Raw genomic sequence first — 18,027 nt, forward strand, 5'->3', positions numbered from 1 at the left:
TCAGGACGAAGGTTCCCAGGAACTCCGCGAGGCACTCGCCCCACAGGCCGCTCCTACGTTTAAGTCCCCAGCCCCGGAACAGGACTGGGATCGTGTCATCGGACATTCCGTACCTCCGTTGGGAAGCGGCGTGTCATCACGTCGATACGATTAGTGTCGCGCAATGTTTGCGATTGCGCAATGAAAGCCTCGGGACGGAAGCCCCACCTTGACCACTGCTCAGGCGATCGCGGGCAGCACGAGGCTGAATCGCCCGTCCGCTGCCGGCCGCTCCCCGGCGGCGTGCGCGAACGCACGAAACGCGTGCAGTGCAGTCGCCCGGTCGCGAGGCTCCATCGCTGCGAGCACCTCGGCCAGGGCGGCGCGGCGGTGACCAATCACGCGCTGTACGAGCGCGATCCCGTCCTGCGTCAACGTGAGGTGCACGAAACGCCGATCCGCCCGGTTCTCGGAGCGGGTGATGAGACCGGCTTGCACGAGCTTCTCGCATGTGCGGGTCGCGTTGGAGGCGTGAACGCCGAGCTCGGCGGCAATCTCGCCAAGGGTTTGCGGGCCGCGGGTGGCGATCGCTACCAACACGCGCAGCTGCGGCGACGTGACGAGATCCTCCACCTCGAGCACAGAGCGTGCCGCGACGCGCATCATCACGTCCGCCGCAAGGAGCGCGGCATCCACATCTTGTAGCTTCTCACCCTGATCGTCCACTCTTTCAGTTGTACAACGAATCACTTGCGCCCGGGCAACATTTGCTCAAGTTGCGGACCGGCTCCGAGGTTGACGCTGACGCTTCTCCTTCGGCGTCCACGGTGAGACAATTGCGATACCGCAACTAAGGAGGCGATGGTCATGGCGGAAGCAGAGGAGCGTGACCAGGTCGAGGGCCACTACACCCAGAAGGAGCCGAAGGCGGCGGAGCTACGCGAGGTCCACGGTCAGTACACGGAGTCCGAGGGCCACCCCGGCCCCGAATCGGACATCGTTGGCGCCTATGTCGGGTCGGAGCGCGCCGGCGAGCAGCCGCTGGTGCGCAGTTCACACCTGCGTAGCGGCAACTACCCGAAGGCCGAGCACGAAGGAGCCCCGCATCAGCACGGCGCGCACGAGCAAACCGACGATGACCCGACCGCCGACGGCGCCGGAGACATGGACCCCGGCCGCTGAGAGTCGACCGCCGACAATTGGCGGAGTGGGCGGACTCGGGCGTCTGCCTGCTCCGCCAAGTCCGCACGGATCTGTCCGTCGGCCGACGGGAGGGTTTCGGGGCCTGCCTCGCCCCCGACGGCGCCGGCGTTGCCCGCTGCGGGATGAGGGAGACCTGCACGTCAGTGGTCCGACGGACAATCGCCTCATCGACTCAGGGGGTGTCGGACATGGGATCGATTGAGTCCTACGAGACAGCAGCAGGCAAGCGATATCGGGTTCAGTACCGAACGCCTGACCACCGCAACACGATGAAGCGTGGCTTCACTACGAAGCGTGCCGCGGAACTCTTCCTCTCGTCGGTCAACGTCTCCCAAGCCAAGGGCGAGTGGGTCGACCCGACGAAGGCGAGAACACCGGTCTCGCACGTGGCCGAAGAATGGTTCCGCGCCCAGGTGCAGGTGAAGCCGACGACTCGCTCGGGCTACCGATTCCACCTCGACAAATATGTGCTTCCTCGCTGGGGCAACATAAGACTCGTGGACGTTCGACACAGCGACGTCCAAGCATGGGTGGGCGAGCTCTCGGCCAGCCTCGGCCCGTCCATGGTGCGGCAGATACATCTCGTGCTGGCGGGCGTGTTGAAGTATGCGATCCGCGATGGGCGCATCACCCTCAACGCCTCCGACGGCGTTCAGCTGCCGAGGTTGTCCTCCCGCGAGCACGGCTACCTGACGCACGCGCAAGTGCGGGCGCTAGCAACAGAATGCGGCGAGCACGGCGACATCGTCCTCTTCCTCGCGTACACGGGTCTCCGCTGGGGCGAGATGGCCGGCCTCCAAGTCAACCGCGTCGACTTCACGCGCCGACGACTCGACATAGCTCGAGCGATCTCCGAACCGCGAGGAGTGATCGTGTGGGGAACGCCCAAGAATCACGAGCGGCGCTCTGTGCCATTCCCCGATCTGCTGACCGCTCCGCTAGAGGTACGGTGCGCCGGTCGCGACCCAGACGAGCCGGTGTTCGTTGGCGCCGACGGTGGGGTGCTCAGGGCCGGCAACTTCCGCAACCGCGTCTTCAACGCTGCGGTCGCTCGGTGCATGCACAAGGACGACAGCTTTCCGCGGCTGACACCTCACGACCTCCGGCACACCGCAGCGTCACTCGCGGTCTCGGCCGGAGCCAACGTCAAGTCCGTGCAACGGATGCTCGGCCACGCGTCCGCCGCCATGACCCTCGACGTCTATGCGGACCTCTTCGACGATGACCTTGATGACGTTGCGAACGCCCTCGATGCCCAAGCAGCGAAATCAGTTGTAGTCAAAATGTAGTCAAACGCCATTTCGTCGGCCTCACTAGGCCTACAGAAAACCCCCGGAATCCGGATCGGACCGGGGGTTTTCTCTGGTGGCTCCGACCGGCATCGATCCGGTGACCTTTCGATTTTCAGTCGAACGCTCTACCAACTGAGCTACAGAGCCGCACAGGACGGAAGGTGGAAGCTTCTGACCTGCGTCCTAGACGAAAGGCCTTTCCGAAGAAAGGCCCGTCGCTTGGAGCGACCCTGACGGGACTTGAACCCGCGACCTCCGCCGTGACAGGGCGGCACGCTAACCAACTGCGCTACAGGGCCTCATTGTGTTGCTGTTCAATTGTAGATGATGCCATCGTGACCCCAACGGGATTCGAACCCGTGCTACCGCCGTGAAAGGGCGGCGTCCTAGGCCACTAAACGATGGGGCCGGATCGTCTCAGAAGACTTTCGTTTTCCGATGACCACCGACGAATAAGCATACGGAAGTCCCTGACAGAAAGCGAATCGGGCCTGCAGCCCGGGCGGGTCGGTGGTCGCCGGGTTCGCGCCACGCCCCGGTGAAATGCCCGGGAGGCCCGACATCCCACGGGTAGATTGCGAGCGACGGCCCCCTGTCGTCCGTGCGAACCGCACGCGGTCCGATCGTGCACCGACGCCCTCCCGACCCGGGCGGCAGCGCAGCGATGTTGCTAAAGTTGCCCATGGTGACGACGAGACCCGTGTGATTCGTGTGACTGGTGATGCTGAAGTACGACCGGGTTCGAGGTGACGAAACGTATGAGACGCGAGACGACTGACGAGCGCCCGAAGCGGGCACGGAGTCGTCGCGCCCTGGTGCGGCTGCTCGCGGCGGGCGCCATCCTCGCAACCGGGGCGGTCGGGTCCCTCGCCGCTCCGGCCTATGCCGACCAGTACCCCAGCTGGCAGGACGTTCAGAACGCCAAGGCCAACGAGGGCGCGGCCGCGGCGCAGGTCACGCGCATCACGACCCTGATCGCGCAGCTCAACCAGGAGGTCTCCGACACCGAGGCGGCGGCGCAGAAGCGCGGCGAGGAGCTGCAGGCCGCCGAGGCCGCCTACGACGACGCGGACATGAAGGCGAGGGACCTGGAGTCCCAGGCCTCCGCGAGCCAGCAGAAGGCCGACGCGGCCGGGGCGCAGGCCGGCAAGCTCGCCGCGCAGCTCTATCGCACCGGAGGCCGCGACCTCACCGCCAACCTCTTCCTGAGCGGCAACGGCGCGAGCGGGGCCACCCCCGAGCAGCTGCTCTCCGACCTGGGCAGCATGTCCAAGCTGACCGAGCAGTCCGACAAGGTCTACACCGACGCCAAGGTGGCCCAGAACACCGCCAAGGCGCTGTCGGCCCAGGCAGAGGTCGCCAAGGTCGAGCGCGAGAAGCTGCGGGTCGCGGCCGAGAGCGCGCTGCAGGCGGCCATCGCGGCGGCCAAGGCCGCGCAAGACAAGCTCGCGGAGCAGCAGAAGCAGATCGTGGTGATGCAGGCGCAGCTCGCGGCGCTGCGCGACGCCACGGCCAAGACAGTCGCCGGGTACGAGGCGGGTGTCGCCGCCGCGGCCGCCGCGGCCGCCGCGCGCGGATCGGGCGGCCTGCCCGGCGGGTACGTCGGTCCGCAGGGCTGGGCGGTGCCGGCCGCGGGGCCGATCACCGACGGGTTCGGCGCGCGACCGTCGCCCGGGGGCATCGGCAGCACCTACCACATGGGTATCGACATCGGCGCCTCGTGCAACGCGCCGATCTACGCGGCCCACAGCGGCACCGTCATCTACGCGGGGCCGGACGGCAGCTACGGCAACTTCGTGCTCATCGACAACGGTGGCGGGATCAAGACCGGCTACGCCCACATCCGCAACGGCGGCATCCTCGTCGGCATCGGCCAGAATGTCGGCGCCGGCCAGCCGATCGCACGCGTCGGCACCACCGGTGCCTCGACCGGCTGCCACTTGCACTTCGAAGTCCGGGTGAACGATCAGAAGATCGACGGAATCCCCTTCATGAGACAGAGGCAGGCACCCCTTGGCTAGCGATTCCTCCAAGAACTCCCGCATCCGCCCCAGCCTGGCGATCGGCGCCGGCGTCATGGGCGCGGTCACGGCCTCCATCGGCATCGTCACCCCGGCGCAAGCGGTCGACTACCCGTCGTGGAACGACGTGCAGCAGGCGAAGGCCAACGTCGCGAACCAGCAGGCGATGATCGCCAACATCACGGCGCTGATCGGCACCCTGCAGTCCAACGTCGACGCGGCCCGCGTCGCGTCCGAGAAAGCGGCGGAGGCCTACTTCCAGGCCAAGGACGCGCTGGACAAGGCCACAGCCAAGCAGACCGACCTCCAAGACCAGGCGGCGGCCGCCGCCGCCAAGGCCAAGACGTCGCAGATGCGCGCCGGGCTCCTGGCCTCCCACCTGGCCAAGGCCGGAGGAGGCACCGACGTCAGCACCGAGCTGCTGCTCACCGGTGGAGGCTCGGGAGAGGGCGCGGACAAGCTGCTGTTCCAGCTCGGCACCATGAGCAAGCTGACCGAGCAGTCCAAGGCGGTCTACGACCAGGCCACCAAAGACAAGAACACGGCCGACTCGCTGAACGCGCAGGCCAAGGTCGCCAAGACCGAGCGCGAGTCGCTCAAGGTCGCGGCGGACAAGGCGCTCGCCGATGCCCAGAGCGCCCAGTCCGCCGCGCAGAGAGCGCTGGCCGAGCAGCAGACCAAGTCGACCGAGCTCGTCGCCCAGCTCGCGACCCTCAAGAACACGTCCACCCAGGTGGAGGCCGCCTACCTGCAGGGCCAGGCCGTCAAGGCCGCTCAGGAGGCCGCGGCCAAGGCGGCTGCGGAGGCGGCGGCGGCCGAGCAGCGCCGTCAGCAGGAGGCTGCCGCTGCCGCTGCGCAAGGCGGCGGCTCCTCGAGCAGCGGGTCGTCGTCAGGCGGGGGAGGCGGCGGCAGTGCACCCGCCGCGCCCAACGGCAACGTCGTCCAGACAGCGATCGCGTATGCTCAGGCGCAGCTCGGCAAGCCGTACATCTTCGGCGGGGAAGGTCCGACCGGCTACGACTGCTCGGGCCTCACGATGAAGGCCTACGCCTACGCCGGCGTCTACATCGGGTCGCACTCGGTCAACGACCAGTTCTACACGGCGCGCAGCCGCGGCCAGATCGTCCCTTACAGCCAGCGCCAGCCCGGCGACCTCATCTTCTGGGGCGACGGCCCGGGCAGCTTCTACCACGTGGGCATCTACATCGGCGGCGGCATGATGATCGCCGCCCCCACCGAGGGCGACGTCGTGAAGAGGCAGTCCGTCTGGGGTTCCCCCTGGTACCAGGTCGCTCGCCCCTCCGCCTAGCCGTCGAGCGCCGAGACGGCGCGAATCCATCAAAAGAACCGCCGAGCGGGAAGCTGAGCTGCCCACTCGGCGGTTCGCGTTTCGCTCGTGGTGTCAGTGGCCCTCGGCGGCGAGCTTGGCGAAGCCCTTCTCGATGATCTTCTCGGCCTCGGCGGCATCGCCCCAGCCCTCGATGGTGACGAATTTGCCCGGCTCGAGGTCCTTGTAACGGGCGAAGAAGTGCTCGATCTCCTTGCGGGTCTGCTCGGGGATGTCGGTGACGTCCTGGATGTGCTGCCAGCGCGGGTCCTTGTAGGGCACCGCGATGATCTTGGCGTCGCCGCCCGCCTCGTCGGACATGTTCAGCACACCGACCGGTCGCACCTTCACGCCGACGCCCGGGAACACCGGGTACTCGAGCAGGACGAGGACGTCGAGCGGGTCGCCGTCGTCGCCCAGGGTGTTCTCGAAGAAGCCGTAGTCCGTCGGGTAGACGAAGCTCGTGAAGAGCACGCGGTCGAGGTAGACGCGGCCGGTCTTGTGGTCCACCTCGTACTTGTTGCGGCTCCCCTTCGGGATCTCGATGACGACGTCGTATTCGGCCATGCCGGTGCTCCTTCAGCTCGGGGAAATCTGCACTAACGTTACTGGATGCACCTCAACGGCTCATCGGGTGACGTGTCGCACAGGGGGTCCGCCGACGCCCCCCGACGTCCCCGGTTGACCCCGCCGATCGCCGATGGCCGGAGGGCGGTGCGAGAGGCTCTGGCGGCCGCGGCCGGCCTCCCCGAGGCCGACCCGCACGACGATCACGGCCCCGCGCGGCCGGCGCCGTTGGAGCCGGGAGCCCTCGTGCTGGTGGGCCTGAGCGGGGGAGCGGACTCGCTGGCGCTGGCCGCCGCCACCGCGTTCGAAGCGCCGCGCGGCGGCTACCCGGCGGGTGCGATCGTGGTCGACCACGGCCTCCAGGCCGGCTCGGCGGAGGTCGCGCAGAAGGCGGCGGCGCAAGCCAGGCGGCTCGGTCTCGATCCCGTACTCGTCGACCGGGTGGAGGTTGCGGCCGGCGCTCGCGGCCCGGAGGGCGAAGCGCGCGCCGCCCGTCACGCCGCGTTCGATCGGGCGCGCCGCAGCACCGGAGCGCAGCGCATCCTGCTCGCGCACACACTCGACGACCAGGCGGAGACGGTGCTCCTCGGACTCGCGCGCGGCTCGGGGCCGTCGAGCCTGCAGGGCATGCGGCCTGACACGGGGACACTCCTGCGGCCGTTCCTCGGGGTGCGCCGCGCGGCGACGCGCGCCTTCTGCGCCGACAGCGGCCTCGAGCCGTGGGACGATCCGCACAACGCGGACCCGTCGTTCCGGCGGGTCCGCGTGCGGACGCGCCTGCTCCCCGCGCTCGAGGACGAGCTGGGGCCCGGCGTCGCCGAAGCGCTCGCGCGCACCGCCGAGCAGCTGCGCGAGGACGACGAGGCGCTCGACGGCCTCGCCCTCGAGTGGGCGCAGGAGCTGGTGAGCCAGACCGACGACGGAGCGGTCGCCCTCGACGTGCGCGGGCTCGCCGCCGACCCCGCCGCCCTGCGTCAGCGCATCATCCGATTGGTCGTCTCGGCCGAGTTCGGGGTCTCCCTCAGCAGGGCGCACACCCTCGCCGTGGCGGAGCTGATCACGGCCTGGCACGGCCAGGGTCCGCTCAGCCTGCCAGGCGTTAGAGTTGTCAGGCAGAACGGCCTGCTCACGTTTCACCCCGACAGCTAAAGGACAGCGCCTCCCCATGGAACTCACGGACGTTCACGACGACCTGACCGAGATTCTGATCACCGAGGAGCAGATCCGCTCCCGCATCGCCGAGCTGTCCCGGCAGGTGGAGGCGGACTACGCGGGCAAGGACGTCCTCCTGGTGGGAGTGCTCAAGGGCGCCGTTATGGTCATGGCCGACCTTTCGCGTGAACTCCGCCTCCCGGTCACGATGGATTGGATGGCGGTCAGCTCATACGGCAGCGGCACGGCCTCCAGCGGCGTCGTGCGCATCCTCAAAGACCTGGACACCGACCTCAGCGGCAAGACGGTGCTGATCGTCGAGGACATCATCGACTCCGGGCTCACGCTCTCGTGGCTGCTCGCGAACCTGCACAGCCGCGGCCCGGAGTCGATCGAGATCTTCACCCTGCTGCGCAAGCCCGAAGCCGCGCGCGTCGACATCGACGTCAAGTATGTCGGCTTCGAGATCCCCAACCAGTTCGTCGTCGGCTACGGGCTCGACTACGCCGAGCGCTATCGCAACCTTCGCGGCGTCGGCATCCTCGCGCCGGCCGTCTACAGCTGAGGCTGCGACACTCCCGTCTACTTGCGCCCGCGACGTCGCGGTGGTCCGATTGCGGCATGTCCGACGATCCGACCGACCTCTACCGGCGCTTCCTGGCCGCGTGGGGCGATCGGCACGCCTCGCTGGAACCGATCATCGCCGTCGATGCGGTCGGCCACTGGCCGGAGGGCGACGTCGTCGGACCGCGGGGCTTCGCGCGCGCGATCGCCGAGACCGTCGACGAGTTCGACAGCGTGGAGTTCGACGTGCAGGCCGGACCGCTCGTGGGCGACGGATACATCGCCGCGCGCTGGATCGTGAGCTGCCGGATGGGCGACGAGACGATGACGTTCTCGGGGCATGACTTCGTCCGCGTGGCCGACGGGCAGGTCGTCGAGTACTGGCCGGCCATCCTCCCCGCCGGCTGAAACGGGGGCCGGCGCCGTCGCCGGCGCGCCGAACGCCCGAAGGCCGCCCAGAGCGAACACGCAGCCGACCCACAGCGCCCAGGCGGTACTGTGGTCGCACCATGAACGTCAAGAAGATCTTCCGCGGCCCGATCCTGTACGTCGTGCTCGCGATCATCGCGGTGTGGATCGGCTCCAGCCTGATCACGATGTCGGGCTTCAAGAGCGTCACGACGCAGCAGGGCCTCGACCTCCTCTCGCAAGACAAGGTGGCCAGCGCGAAGATCGTCGACGGCGAGAACCGCGTCGACCTCACCCTCAAGCAGGCGGACGGCGCCAACGGCACCCAGGTGCAGTTCTACTACGTCACCCCGCGCGGCCAGGACGTGGTGAAGGCGATCGACAACGCCAACCTCCCCAAGGGCTACGACGACGAGGTCCCGCAGCCCAACTGGCTGGTGAACATCCTCGGCTTCCTCATCCCGGCACTCCTCATCGGCGTGTTCTTCTGGATCATGATCTCGGGCATGCAGGGCGGCGGCAACAAGGTCATGCAGTTCGGCAAGTCGCGGGCGAAGCTCGTGACCAAGGAGACGCCGAAGGTCACCTTCGACGACGTCGCCGGGTCCGACGAGGCCATCGAGGAGCTGCAGGAGATCAAGGACTTCCTCAAGGAGCCGGCCAAGTTCCAGGCGGTGGGCGCCCGCATCCCCAAGGGCGTGCTGCTGTACGGCCCTCCCGGCACCGGCAAGACGCTCCTGGCCCGCGCCGTCGCGGGTGAGGCGGGCGTCCCCTTCTATTCGATCTCCGGTTCCGACTTCGTCGAGATGTTCGTCGGCGTCGGCGCGAGCCGCGTCCGCGACCTGTTCCAGCAGGCCAAGGAGAACTCGCCGGCGATCATCTTCATCGACGAGATCGACGCGGTGGGCCGCCACCGTGGCGCGGGTCTCGGCGGCGGTCACGACGAGCGCGAGCAGACGCTCAACCAGCTGCTCGTCGAGATGGACGGCTTCGACCCCAAGACGAACGTCATCCTGATCGCGGCCACCAACCGTCCCGACATCCTCGACCCCGCGCTGCTGCGCCCCGGCCGCTTCGACCGCCAGATCGGCGTCGACGCCCCCGACCTGCTCGGTCGCAAGAAGATCCTGGAGGTGCACGGGCGCGGCAAGCCGCTGGCGGCCTCCGTCGACCTCGAGGTCCTCGCGCGCAAGACGCCCGGCTTCACCGGCGCCGACCTGGCGAACGTGCTCAACGAGGCCGCGCTGCTCACGGCGCGCTCCAACGCCCAGCTGATCGACAACAGGGCACTGGACGAGGCGGTCGACCGCGTCATCGCCGGACCGCAGAAGCGCACCAGGGTGATGAAAGACCAGGAGAAGCTGATCACGGCGTACCACGAGGGCGGTCACGCTCTCGCCGCCGCGGCCATGCGCCACACCGACCCGGTGACCAAGATCACCATCCTCCCGCGCGGCCGCGCCCTCGGCTACACGATGGTGATGCCGTTGGAGGACAAATACTCCGTGACCCGCAATGAGCTGCTCGACCAGCTCGCCTACGCCATGGGCGGCCGGGTCGCCGAGGAGATCGTGTTCCACGACCCCACCACCGGCGCCTCCAACGACATCGAGAAGGCGACCTCAATCGCCCGCAAGATGGTCACCGAGTACGGCATGAGCTCCGACATCGGCTCCGTCAAGCTGGGGCAGGCCAACGGCGAGATGTTCCTCGGTCGCGACATGGGCCACCAGCGCGACTACTCGGAGCGCATCGCCGAGCGTGTCGACGCCGAAGTGCGTGCGCTCATCGAGAAGGCGCACGACGAGGCGTGGGAGGTCATCAACGACAACCGCGCCGTGCTCGACCGGCTCGCCGCGGCGCTGCTGGAGCACGAGACGCTCGACCACAACCAGATCGCCGAGATCTTCGCCGACGTCAAGAAGCTCCCGGAGCGGCCGCAGTGGCTCTCCAGCGACAAGCGCCCGATCTCCGACCTGCCGCCCATCGAGTTCCCGAAGGCGCCGATCGACGCCGGGGCGGTCGACGGGGGAGTGGACTCCGAGCCGCCGTCGTCGAAGCCCAAGCGGTCTCCTGCCATCAAGCCGCGGCCGGCGACCGCCTAGGCCGCGCGCCGCATGACCGGTTTCGATCGCCCGCGCATCGAGGCGGCCGTCGCCGAGATCCTCGCCGCCATCGGCGAGGATCCGTCGCGTCCGGGACTGGCCGAGACGCCCTCCCGTGTCGCCGACGCCTACGAGGAGTTCTTCGCGGGCATCGGCGTGGACGCGCGCTCGGAGCTGGGCGAGCCCGTGCCGCTCGAGGGTGCGGCGGCCGAGACGGTGATCCTGCGCGACATCCGCTTCCGCTCGGTGTGCGAGCACCACCTGCTGCCGTTCCTGGGTGTCGCCCACGTCGCCTACCTGCCGGGGGAGACCGTGATCGGCCTCGGGCGCATCCCGCGCGCGATCGAGGTGCTGTCGGCACGGCCGCAGCTGCAGGAGCGGCTGACGGAGCAGATCGCCGACGCGATCGAGAGCGGCGCCGAGGCACGCGGCGTACTCGTAGTCCTCGACGCCTCCCACGAGTGCGTCACGACGCGCGGCGCCCGGCAGACCGCGGCGACCACGGTCACGATCGCCGCCCGCGGCGCCTTCACCGAGCCGGCATCCCGCGCCGAGCTCATCGCCCTCATCGGCCGGGGCATCGCGTGATCCCCGCCGCTGCCGTCGCCGGCGCGCAGAGATTCGTGACGAATCACGAGATTCGTGGCACGAAACTCGACATTCGTGACGAATCGCGCCGCGCAGGGCGGGTGCGCGCGTGACTCTCATCATGGGCGTCCTCAATGTGACGCCCGACTCCTTCAGCGATGGAGGCCGCTGGCTGGAGCCCGAGGCCGCCATCGCGCACGCCCTCGACCTCGTCGCGCAGGGCGCCGACCTCATCGACGTCGGAGGCGAGTCGACGCGCCCCGGCGCCCTGCGCGTCGACCCCGTCGACGAGCAGGCGCGCGTCGTGCCGGTCATCCGCGCCCTCGCCGACCACGGGGTGACGGTCAGCGTCGACACCCTCAACGCCTCCACCGCGCGCGCGGCGGCCGACGCCGGCGCCGCCATCATCAACGACGTCTCCGGCGGGCTGGGTGACCCGGGGATGCCCGACGCGGTGCTCGACACCGGCCTGCAGTATGTGGTCATGCACTGGCGCGGCCGGCTCGACGCCGCCGACTCCCGCGCCGTGTACACGGACACCGTGGCGGAGGTGCGCGCCGAGCTCTCCGCCCGTGTCACCAGCCTGGTCGACCACGGGATCGATCCCGCCAAGCTGGTGCTCGACCCGGGCCTCGGGTTCTCCAAGAACGCCTCGCACAACTGGCAGGTCCTGGCCGGCCTCCACGAGTTCGAGACCCTCGGCTACCCGGTGCTCATCGGGGCGTCGCGCAAGCGGTTCCTCGGCGCGCTGCTGCCGGCCGGCGCGCCCGTGGAAGACCGCGACGCCCCGACGGCGGTCATCTCGGCCCTCGCCGCGCAGGCGGGCGTGTGGGCCGTGCGCGTGCACGATGTGGCATCGACGCGGATCGCCCTGGATGTCGTGCGGGCGTGGCAAGCTGGACGCGATGACTGATTCCGATGCCGCGACCGCCTCGCGGCGGCCGACGGACGCGATCGTGCTCACCGGGCTGCGCGTGCGGGCACACCACGGCGTGTACGACTTCGAGCGTGAGAACGGCCAGGATTTCGTGGTGGACGTGACCGCACACCTCGACCTCTCGCCGTCGGCGGCCTCCGATGACCTCGGGCGGACCGTGCACTACGGCGAGCTCGCGACCGAGATCGCCGCCGCCGTGCGCCGCGACCCCGTCGATCTGATCGAGACGGTCGCCGAACGCGTCGCCGGTGTGGTCCTCTCCCATGAGCCGGTGCACTCGGTGCAGGTGACCGTCCACAAGCCCGACGCACCGATCGAGGTGCCGTTCGACGACGTCGCCGTACGCATCGTGAGGGGGCGGTCGTGGGAGTGACCCCGCGCCCCGAGCGACTCCGTGTCGGCGCGCAGGCGGTGCTGGCGTTCGGCAGCAACCTGGGCGACCGGGCCGCGACGATCCGGGAGGCTCTGCGACTGCTCGGCGAGGACGCCGGCCTCCGCATCGAGGCCGTCTCGCGTCTCTACGAGACTCCGGCCCTCAAGCCGGACGGCATCTCCGACGAGGCTCCGGCCTACCTCAACGCCGTCGCCCGCATCCATACGATCCTCGACCCGCTGGCCCTGCTCGGCGCCGTCAACCGGGTGGAGGACGCGCTCGGACGCGTTCGCGAGGAGCGCTGGGGCGACCGCACGATCGACATCGACATCGTCGACTACGGCGGGATCGTCGCCGACGACGATCCGCGGATCGTGCTGCCGCACCCGCGGGCGCACGAACGGGCGTTCGTGCTGGTGCCGTGGCTCGATGTCGACCCCGGCGCAGTGCTGCCCGGCTACGGGCCGGTGGCGGCGCTCGCGGCCACGGCCGCGGACCCGATCGCACTGTACGACGAGGGCGAGCACGCGCGACCCGCCGACCGCGAGGGGGAGCCGTCGTGAGGCGCACGCGTCCGACATCCCTGATCGGCCTCGGCGTTCTCGGGGTCGTGATCGGGTTCCTCGCCGAGCTCGCGTCCTCCGGCATGGGCGTCGCCGTGTTCGTGCCGCCCCTGACGCTTCCGATCACGCTCGTCGCCGTGGCGATCATCGTCGTCGCGTTCGCGGTCCCGATCCGGCGCGCCGTGCGGGGCCGGAGCTCGCGGCGCATCGACCCGTTCCAGGCGATGCGGATCGTCGTGTTCGCCAAGGCGTGCAGCCTGAGCGGCGCACTGCTCACCGGGGCGGGATCCGGCATCCTGCTCTATCTGCTCACCAGGGATGTGCTGCCGGCCTCGAACGCCATCGTGCTGACGGCACTGGGCACGGCCGGTGCGATCATCCTGCTGATCGCCGGACTGATCGCCGAGTTCTTCTGCACGCTGCCGCCCGATGGCGACGACGACCCGGAGGCCGTCCGTGCCCGCTCGCATTGACCTCTCCGTCGGCGAGTGGAACCGCGTCTCGCCGAAGTATGTCGTGGTGGTGGTCGTCAGCACCCTGCTCAGCGGGCTCGTCCTGAGCGCCGCGGCCGTGTTCCTGTGGCTGGTCGCCGGGTGGTCGTGGGCGTGGATCGCGCTCATCGTGATCGTGGCGGTCACCGTGGTCGCGCTGTTCGTCGCCAACCGGCGCACGCGTTCGATCGGGTACCGCCTGCGCGACGACGACCTCCTGTTCCGGCGAGGGATCATGTACCAGCGGTTCGTGTCGGTTCCGTACGGGCGCATGCAGCTCATCGACATCACCCGCGGCCCGGTCGGCCGCGCTCTCGGGCTGGCGGATCTGAAGTTCGTGACGGCGGCCGCGTCCACGAACGTCATCGTTCCGGGCCTGCCCGAGGCCGAAGCGGCCGAGCTGCGCGACCGCCTCGTGGAGCTGGCGGAGAGCCGCCGGGCGGGACTGTGAGCCTGCAGGGGCCTCCTCCGGGCGGCCCGGTCCCGCACGACCCGCAGCCGGCGCCGGGCGCGCCGCTCCCGGGCGGGCCGCTGAACGCGGCGGAGCGCGCCGCCGAGCACCTCACCGACGGGGAGTGGCACCGGCTGCACCCGGCCACGCCGTTGCTGCGCGGTGGGATCGTGTTCATCGCCGTGCTCGGCTTCGTGCTGTCCAACCTCCGCGAACGGCTCGTGAGCTTCTTCATCGGCGCGCCCGATGTCGGGGGAGATCCGATCGACGCGATCTACAACCACGGCTGGGAGGGCTGGGCGCTGCTGGGTGTCGCGGTGGTGCTCCTCGGCTGTCTCGCCGCGTTCTACGTGTCGTGGCGGATGCACAGCTTCCGGATCACGGGGGACGCGGTCGAGGTGCGCAGCGGCATCCTGTTCCGCACGCAGCGCAAGGCCCGGCTCGACCGCATCCAGGGCATCAATGTGGTGAGACCGGTGCTGGCGCGCATCGTCGGCGCGGCGAAGCTGGACATCACCGTGGCCGGCCATGACGCGAACGTGCAGCTGGCGTACTTGGGCTCGGTGCTGGCCGACGGCCTCCGGTCGGATGTGCTGCGGCTGGCGTCGGGTGTGCGGGCCGCCGAGGCGAGCGCCGCTGGGGGAGTCGCTGCTCGGGGAGCCGGTGCAGCGGGAGCCGGTGCAGCGGGAGCCGGTGCAGCGGGAGCCGGCGGCGCGGGAGACGACGCAGTGTCAGGCGGAGCCGCCGGCGCGGTCCCCGCGGCCTCCCGTGCCGCCCAGGTCACCGATTTCGTCGGCCGGCGGGTCAACGACTTCCTCGCGCCCGAACTCGATCCCAGCGCCGCGCCGCCCGAGTCCGTCGTCAAGATCCCACCGCTGCGTCTCGCCGGTTCGCTGGTGCTCAGCGGGTTCTCGATCTTCGTGGTGGTCGTGATCGTGCTGCTGGTGATCGGCTCCGCGGGCGGGGCACCGTGGCTGCTCATCGTGGTGCTGCCGGGTCTGATCGGCTCCGCGAGCTTCTACATCAACCGCTTCACCAAGTCGCTGCGCTACTCGATCGCCGGGACCCCGGACGGCGTACGCGTCGGTTTCGGCCTGCTGAGCACGAGCAACGAGACCCTCCCGCCCGGCCGCGTGCACGCGGTGGAGGTGCAGCAGCCGTTGCTCTGGCGGCCGTTCGGCTGGTGGCAGATCCGCATCGACACCGCCGGGCACTCGCGCGAGAAGGGCGCGGCCGGGCAGCCGAACACGACCATGCTGCCGGTCGGCGACCAGGCCGACGTGGCGCGCGTGCTCGAGCTGGTGCTGCCGGCGTTCACCGCGGAGCATCGCGACGCGATCCTGCAGGGGATGACCTCGCGCGGTCACGACGCCTTCACCGGCAGTCCGCGCCGAGCCGTGTGGCTGCGGCCGCTGTCGTGGCAGCGCACCGGGTTCCGGCTGCTCGACGGTGTCGTGCTGCTGCGCCGCGGCTTCGTGTGGCGCAGCCTGGCGATCGTGCCGCTGGCCCGGCTGCAGAGCCTGGAGCTGCAGCAGGGCCCGATCGACCGTCTGCTGGGGCTGGCCGACACCCGGTTCCACACGGTGTCGGGGCCGGTGCGTCCGCGCCTGGGCGCGATGGACTCCACCACGGGCGTCGACCTGTTCGAGACGGTCGCGGCGCGCGCCGTGGAGGCCGCGGCGGGCGACCGCAGCCACCGCTGGGGGGTGCACGTCGTCGCGCCGCCGGCGCCTGCTGCGCCGTCGGCGCCCGCTGAACCATCGGCGCCCGCTGAACCGTCGGCACCCGCCGAATCATCGGCGCCCGCTGCCGCACCGCCGGCTCCCGCGCCCCCGGCCGCCCCCGCCGCCAGCCGGAGCACGGGGACCGCATCGCACGGAGACACCCCTGAGGAGGACGCATGAATGCCGCAGCACGCTCGGGCCGTCTGGGCCTCGGCATCATCGGAGCAGGGAGGGTCGGACCAGTGCTCGGCGCCGCCCTCGCCGGTGCCGGGCACGCCATCGTCGGCATCTCGGCGGTGTCGGCCGAGAGCCGGGACCGCGCGCACGCGATGCTGCCGCAGGCGCCGATCCTCGACGTCCCGACGCTGGTCGAACGCAGCGAGCTCGTCATCCTCGCCATCCCCGACGGCGAGCTCCCCGGGCTGGTCTCCGGCCTCGCGGCGACGGGGACCTGGCAGCCCGGCCAGCTCGTCCTCCACACCGCGCCCGGCTACGGAGTCGACGTGCTGCGCCCGGCCGCGGAGGCCGGCGCGATCCCGCTCGCCGTGCACCCGGCGCTCGAGTTCACCGGCACCAGCCTCGACCTCTCCCGGCTCGGCGAGAGCTGGTTCGCGGTCACAGCGCCCACCCCCGTTCTGCCGATAGCGCAGGCGCTGGTGGTCGAGATGGGCGGGGAGCCCGTCGTCATCGCCGACGATGACCGGGCGGCCTACGCGGAGGCGATCGCGACCGCCACGGCGTTCTCGCGCTCGATCGTCGAACAGTCCACGGGCATCCTCGCGGGCATCGGCGTGGAGAACCCGGGCGCGTTCCTCAGCTCGCTGTTGCGGTCGGCCGTCGACAACGCCCTCATGCGGGCCGGGGCGCCGAGCTCGCTCGATCTCGGGCTCCTCGACGAGCTCGGTGGCGCGCGGCCCGGCGCGCGCCCGGGCGACGCCGCGCAGCCCGGCGACGGCGCCGCCGACGACGACGGGCGCGGCTGGTTCCTGCGCGGCGAGTAGCCTGGATGCGGCCTCCCGTCGGCGAGGCCCGCACCACAACGCTTCACCCCCAGGGAGACCCGTCATGCCGGACGTCGTGACCACCATCGCCGAACTGCGCGACCGCGTCGCGAGCGCCCGGCGGGAGGCCGCGCTCGACGGACCGGCCGACGCCCCGGCCGGCCGCGTGGTCCTGGTGCCCACGATGGGCGCGCTGCACCGCGGCCACCTCCGCCTTGTGAGCCAGGCCCGCGATCTCGGCGGCGTGGTGGTCGTCTCGATCTTCGTCAACCCGCTGCAGTTCGGGCCGGGCGAGGACCTGGACCGGTACCCGCGCACCCTGGACGCAGACGTGGCAGCGCTCGACGGCCTCGCCGACCTGGTGTTCGCGCCCACGGCGGCCGAGATGTACCCCCAGGGGCCGACCTCCACCCGGGTCAGCGCGGGCGAGGCAGGCCGCACGTTCGAGGGGGCGTCGCGCCCCGGGCACTTCGACGGGATGCTCACGGTCGTCGCCAAACTGCTCAACATCGTGCAGCCCGACGTCGCCGTGTTCGGCCAGAAGGACGCCCAGCAGGTGCACCTGGTGGGCCGGATGGTCGACGACCTCGACCTCCCGGTCTCGATCGCCGTGGTCGACACGGTGCGCGAGGAGGACGGGCTCGCGCTCTCCAGCCGCAACCGCTACCTCGATGACGACGAGCGTCGTGCCGCCGTCGCGTTGTCGCAAGCGCTCGCCGCCGGCGCGGAGGCGGCCGCGGCGGGCGTGCCGGCCACGCTCGCGGCGGCGAACGCGCGCATCGAAGCCGAGCCGGTCGTTAAACTGGACTATCTCGCGATCGTCGATCAGGACACCTTCCTCGAGGCGGGCGCCGACCTCCACGGCCCGGCGCTGTTGCTGATCGCCGCGCGCGTCGGCTCCACCCGCCTGATCGACAACATCCGGATCACGGTGGGCTGAACGCCGCCTCCCGCACCACCTACCACCACCGCACCTCCACCCCCGCAGCAGACCGACCACCGCCGGAACGGAAAGACACCATGACCGAAGCGCCGCCCACCGACCTCACCGACGAGGAGATCAGCGAGCAGAAGGCCGTGCGGCTGGCGAAGCGCGAGCGCCTGATCGCCGAGGCCGGCGACGCGGGCGGCGGCGCCTACCCGGTGCAGCTGCCGATCACGACCACCATCCCGGAGGTGCGCGCCGCCTGGGGTCACCTGGCGGCCGACGAGACATCGGGCGAGAGGGTCGGCGTCGCCGGCCGCGTCGTGCACCAGCGCAACACCGGCAAGCTGTGCTTC

At 70.3% G+C, this 18,027-nt stretch carries 19 protein-coding genes, 3 tRNA genes and 1 pseudogene; 18 read left to right on the forward strand and 5 right to left on the reverse strand.

Going from position 1 to position 18,027, the window contains the following annotated elements:
- Window positions 1-219 precede the first annotated feature (219 nt).
- Entirely contained in the window at window positions 220-705 is a 486-nt protein-coding gene (locus tag Q0Q23_RS17340; RefSeq protein ID WP_295127039.1) for a MarR family winged helix-turn-helix transcriptional regulator, read from the reverse strand.
- A 141-nt stretch (window positions 706-846) separates the two neighbouring features.
- On the opposite strand from Q0Q23_RS17340, the gene Q0Q23_RS17345 reads away from it, so the two are divergent.
- Window positions 847-1,161, forward strand: coding sequence for a hypothetical protein (locus Q0Q23_RS17345; protein WP_295127042.1), 315 nt, complete (start codon window positions 847-849; stop codon window positions 1,159-1,161).
- Between the two features lie 17 nt (window positions 1,162-1,178).
- Entirely contained in the window at window positions 1,179-2,471 is a 1,293-nt protein-coding gene (locus Q0Q23_RS17350; RefSeq protein ID WP_295127045.1) for a site-specific integrase, read from the forward strand.
- A gap of 74 nt (window positions 2,472-2,545) precedes the next feature.
- Here Q0Q23_RS17350 and Q0Q23_RS17355 read toward each other — a convergent pair.
- The 3 genes from Q0Q23_RS17355 to Q0Q23_RS17365 all read right to left on the reverse strand — a co-directional run bounded on the left by Q0Q23_RS17355 (window position 2,546) and on the right by Q0Q23_RS17365 (window position 2,883).
- Window positions 2,546-2,621: transfer RNA gene (locus Q0Q23_RS17355), tRNA-Phe, on the reverse strand.
- A gap of 78 nt (window positions 2,622-2,699) precedes the next feature.
- Window positions 2,700-2,773: transfer RNA gene (locus tag Q0Q23_RS17360), tRNA-Asp, on the reverse strand.
- A gap of 37 nt (window positions 2,774-2,810) precedes the next feature.
- Window positions 2,811-2,883: transfer RNA gene (locus tag Q0Q23_RS17365), tRNA-Glu, on the reverse strand.
- A gap of 349 nt (window positions 2,884-3,232) precedes the next feature.
- Between Q0Q23_RS17365 and Q0Q23_RS17370 the strand changes: the two genes are divergently transcribed.
- Window positions 3,233-4,495, forward strand: a complete 1,263-nt coding sequence (locus Q0Q23_RS17370; protein WP_295127048.1) for a M23 family metallopeptidase — start codon at window positions 3,233-3,235, stop codon at window positions 4,493-4,495.
- Window positions 4,488-5,804: a C40 family peptidase gene (locus Q0Q23_RS17375; RefSeq protein ID WP_295127051.1), complete on the forward strand. Its 1,317-nt coding sequence runs from the start codon at window positions 4,488-4,490 to the stop codon at window positions 5,802-5,804. Before Q0Q23_RS17370 ends, Q0Q23_RS17375 begins: the two co-directional genes overlap by 8 nt.
- Window positions 5,805-5,897: 93 nt before the next feature.
- Here the strand turns inward: Q0Q23_RS17375 and ppa are convergent, their stop codons facing one another.
- Complete coding sequence (ppa, locus tag Q0Q23_RS17380; RefSeq protein WP_295127054.1) at window positions 5,898-6,389, reverse strand: inorganic diphosphatase; 492 nt, start codon at window positions 6,387-6,389, stop codon at window positions 5,898-5,900.
- Between the two features lie 45 nt (window positions 6,390-6,434).
- On the opposite strand from ppa, the gene tilS reads away from it, so the two are divergent.
- The 14 genes and pseudogenes from tilS to Q0Q23_RS17450 all read left to right on the forward strand — a co-directional run.
- Window positions 6,435-7,538 (forward strand): tRNA lysidine(34) synthetase TilS, encoded by a 1,104-nt coding sequence (tilS, locus tag Q0Q23_RS17385; RefSeq protein ID WP_295127057.1) that lies wholly within the window; start codon window positions 6,435-6,437, stop codon window positions 7,536-7,538.
- Between the two features lie 16 nt (window positions 7,539-7,554).
- Complete coding sequence (hpt, locus tag Q0Q23_RS17390; protein WP_295127060.1) at window positions 7,555-8,106, forward strand: hypoxanthine phosphoribosyltransferase; 552 nt, start codon at window positions 7,555-7,557, stop codon at window positions 8,104-8,106.
- Window positions 8,107-8,162: 56 nt separating this feature from the next.
- Entirely contained in the window at window positions 8,163-8,513 is a 351-nt protein-coding gene (locus Q0Q23_RS17395) for a nuclear transport factor 2 family protein (RefSeq protein WP_295127063.1), read from the forward strand.
- 101 nt (window positions 8,514-8,614) lie between these two features.
- Window positions 8,615-10,618 (forward strand): ATP-dependent zinc metalloprotease FtsH, encoded by a 2,004-nt coding sequence (ftsH, locus tag Q0Q23_RS17400; protein WP_295127066.1) that lies wholly within the window; start codon window positions 8,615-8,617, stop codon window positions 10,616-10,618.
- A gap of 12 nt (window positions 10,619-10,630) precedes the next feature.
- On the forward strand, window positions 10,631-11,206 hold the full coding sequence (folE, locus tag Q0Q23_RS17405) for a GTP cyclohydrolase I FolE (RefSeq protein ID WP_295127069.1): 576 nt from the start codon (window positions 10,631-10,633) through the stop codon (window positions 11,204-11,206).
- A 109-nt stretch (window positions 11,207-11,315) separates the two neighbouring features.
- The gene (folP, locus tag Q0Q23_RS17410) at window positions 11,316-12,119 is read left to right on the forward strand and encodes a dihydropteroate synthase (protein ID WP_295127072.1); all 804 of its coding nucleotides are present in this window, start codon (window positions 11,316-11,318) and stop codon (window positions 12,117-12,119) included.
- Window positions 12,112-12,516, forward strand: a complete 405-nt coding sequence (gene folB / locus Q0Q23_RS17415; RefSeq protein WP_295127075.1) for a dihydroneopterin aldolase — start codon at window positions 12,112-12,114, stop codon at window positions 12,514-12,516. Before folP ends, folB begins: the two co-directional genes overlap by 8 nt.
- Entirely contained in the window at window positions 12,507-13,079 is a 573-nt protein-coding gene (gene folK, locus Q0Q23_RS17420; RefSeq protein ID WP_295127079.1) for a 2-amino-4-hydroxy-6-hydroxymethyldihydropteridine diphosphokinase, read from the forward strand. Before folB ends, folK begins: the two co-directional genes overlap by 10 nt.
- On the forward strand, window positions 13,076-13,552 hold the full coding sequence (locus tag Q0Q23_RS17425) for a DUF3180 domain-containing protein (protein ID WP_295127082.1): 477 nt from the start codon (window positions 13,076-13,078) through the stop codon (window positions 13,550-13,552). Before folK ends, Q0Q23_RS17425 begins: the two co-directional genes overlap by 4 nt.
- Window positions 13,536-14,021 (forward strand): PH domain-containing protein, encoded by a 486-nt coding sequence (locus Q0Q23_RS17430; RefSeq protein ID WP_295127084.1) that lies wholly within the window; start codon window positions 13,536-13,538, stop codon window positions 14,019-14,021. Before Q0Q23_RS17425 ends, Q0Q23_RS17430 begins: the two co-directional genes overlap by 17 nt.
- On the forward strand, window positions 14,018-15,925 hold the full coding sequence (locus Q0Q23_RS17435) for a PH domain-containing protein (RefSeq protein WP_295127087.1): 1,908 nt from the start codon (window positions 14,018-14,020) through the stop codon (window positions 15,923-15,925). Before Q0Q23_RS17430 ends, Q0Q23_RS17435 begins: the two co-directional genes overlap by 4 nt.
- A complete protein-coding gene (locus Q0Q23_RS17440; RefSeq protein ID WP_295127091.1) occupies window positions 15,922-16,746 on the forward strand; it encodes a DUF2520 domain-containing protein in 825 nt (274 codons plus the stop codon). Before Q0Q23_RS17435 ends, Q0Q23_RS17440 begins: the two co-directional genes overlap by 4 nt.
- A gap of 64 nt (window positions 16,747-16,810) precedes the next feature.
- The gene (panC, locus tag Q0Q23_RS17445; RefSeq protein WP_295127093.1) at window positions 16,811-17,686 is read left to right on the forward strand and encodes a pantoate--beta-alanine ligase; all 876 of its coding nucleotides are present in this window, start codon (window positions 16,811-16,813) and stop codon (window positions 17,684-17,686) included.
- A gap of 80 nt (window positions 17,687-17,766) precedes the next feature.
- Window positions 17,767-18,027 (forward strand): annotated as a pseudogene (locus tag Q0Q23_RS17450) (lysine--tRNA ligase); the annotation flags it as partial.

The sequence above is a fragment of the uncultured Leifsonia sp. genome (genome assembly GCF_945957465.1).
Lineage (GTDB): Bacteria > Actinomycetota > Actinomycetes > Actinomycetales > Microbacteriaceae > Leifsonia.

Bases quoted from the DNA above. Each gene is read 5' to 3' on its own strand.
- Q0Q23_RS17345 (WP_295127042.1), top strand. From the start codon at position 847: ATGGCGGAAGCAGAGGAGCGTGACCAGGTCGAGGGCCACTACACCCAG.
- Q0Q23_RS17370 (WP_295127048.1), top strand. From the start codon at position 3,233: ATGAGACGCGAGACGACTGACGAGCGCCCGAAGCGGGCACGGAGTCGT.
- ppa (WP_295127054.1), bottom strand. From the start codon at position 6,389: ATGGCCGAATACGACGTCGTCATCGAGATCCCGAAGGGGAGCCGCAAC.
- tilS (WP_295127057.1), top strand. From the start codon at position 6,435: ATGCACCTCAACGGCTCATCGGGTGACGTGTCGCACAGGGGGTCCGCC.
- hpt (WP_295127060.1), top strand. From the start codon at position 7,555: ATGGAACTCACGGACGTTCACGACGACCTGACCGAGATTCTGATCACC.
- Q0Q23_RS17395 (WP_295127063.1), top strand. From the start codon at position 8,163: ATGTCCGACGATCCGACCGACCTCTACCGGCGCTTCCTGGCCGCGTGG.
- ftsH (WP_295127066.1), top strand. From the start codon at position 8,615: ATGAACGTCAAGAAGATCTTCCGCGGCCCGATCCTGTACGTCGTGCTC.
- folE (WP_295127069.1), top strand. From the start codon at position 10,631: ATGACCGGTTTCGATCGCCCGCGCATCGAGGCGGCCGTCGCCGAGATC.
- folB (WP_295127075.1), top strand. From the start codon at position 12,112: ATGACTGATTCCGATGCCGCGACCGCCTCGCGGCGGCCGACGGACGCG.
- Q0Q23_RS17440 (WP_295127091.1), top strand. From the start codon at position 15,922: ATGAATGCCGCAGCACGCTCGGGCCGTCTGGGCCTCGGCATCATCGGA.
- panC (WP_295127093.1), top strand. From the start codon at position 16,811: ATGCCGGACGTCGTGACCACCATCGCCGAACTGCGCGACCGCGTCGCG.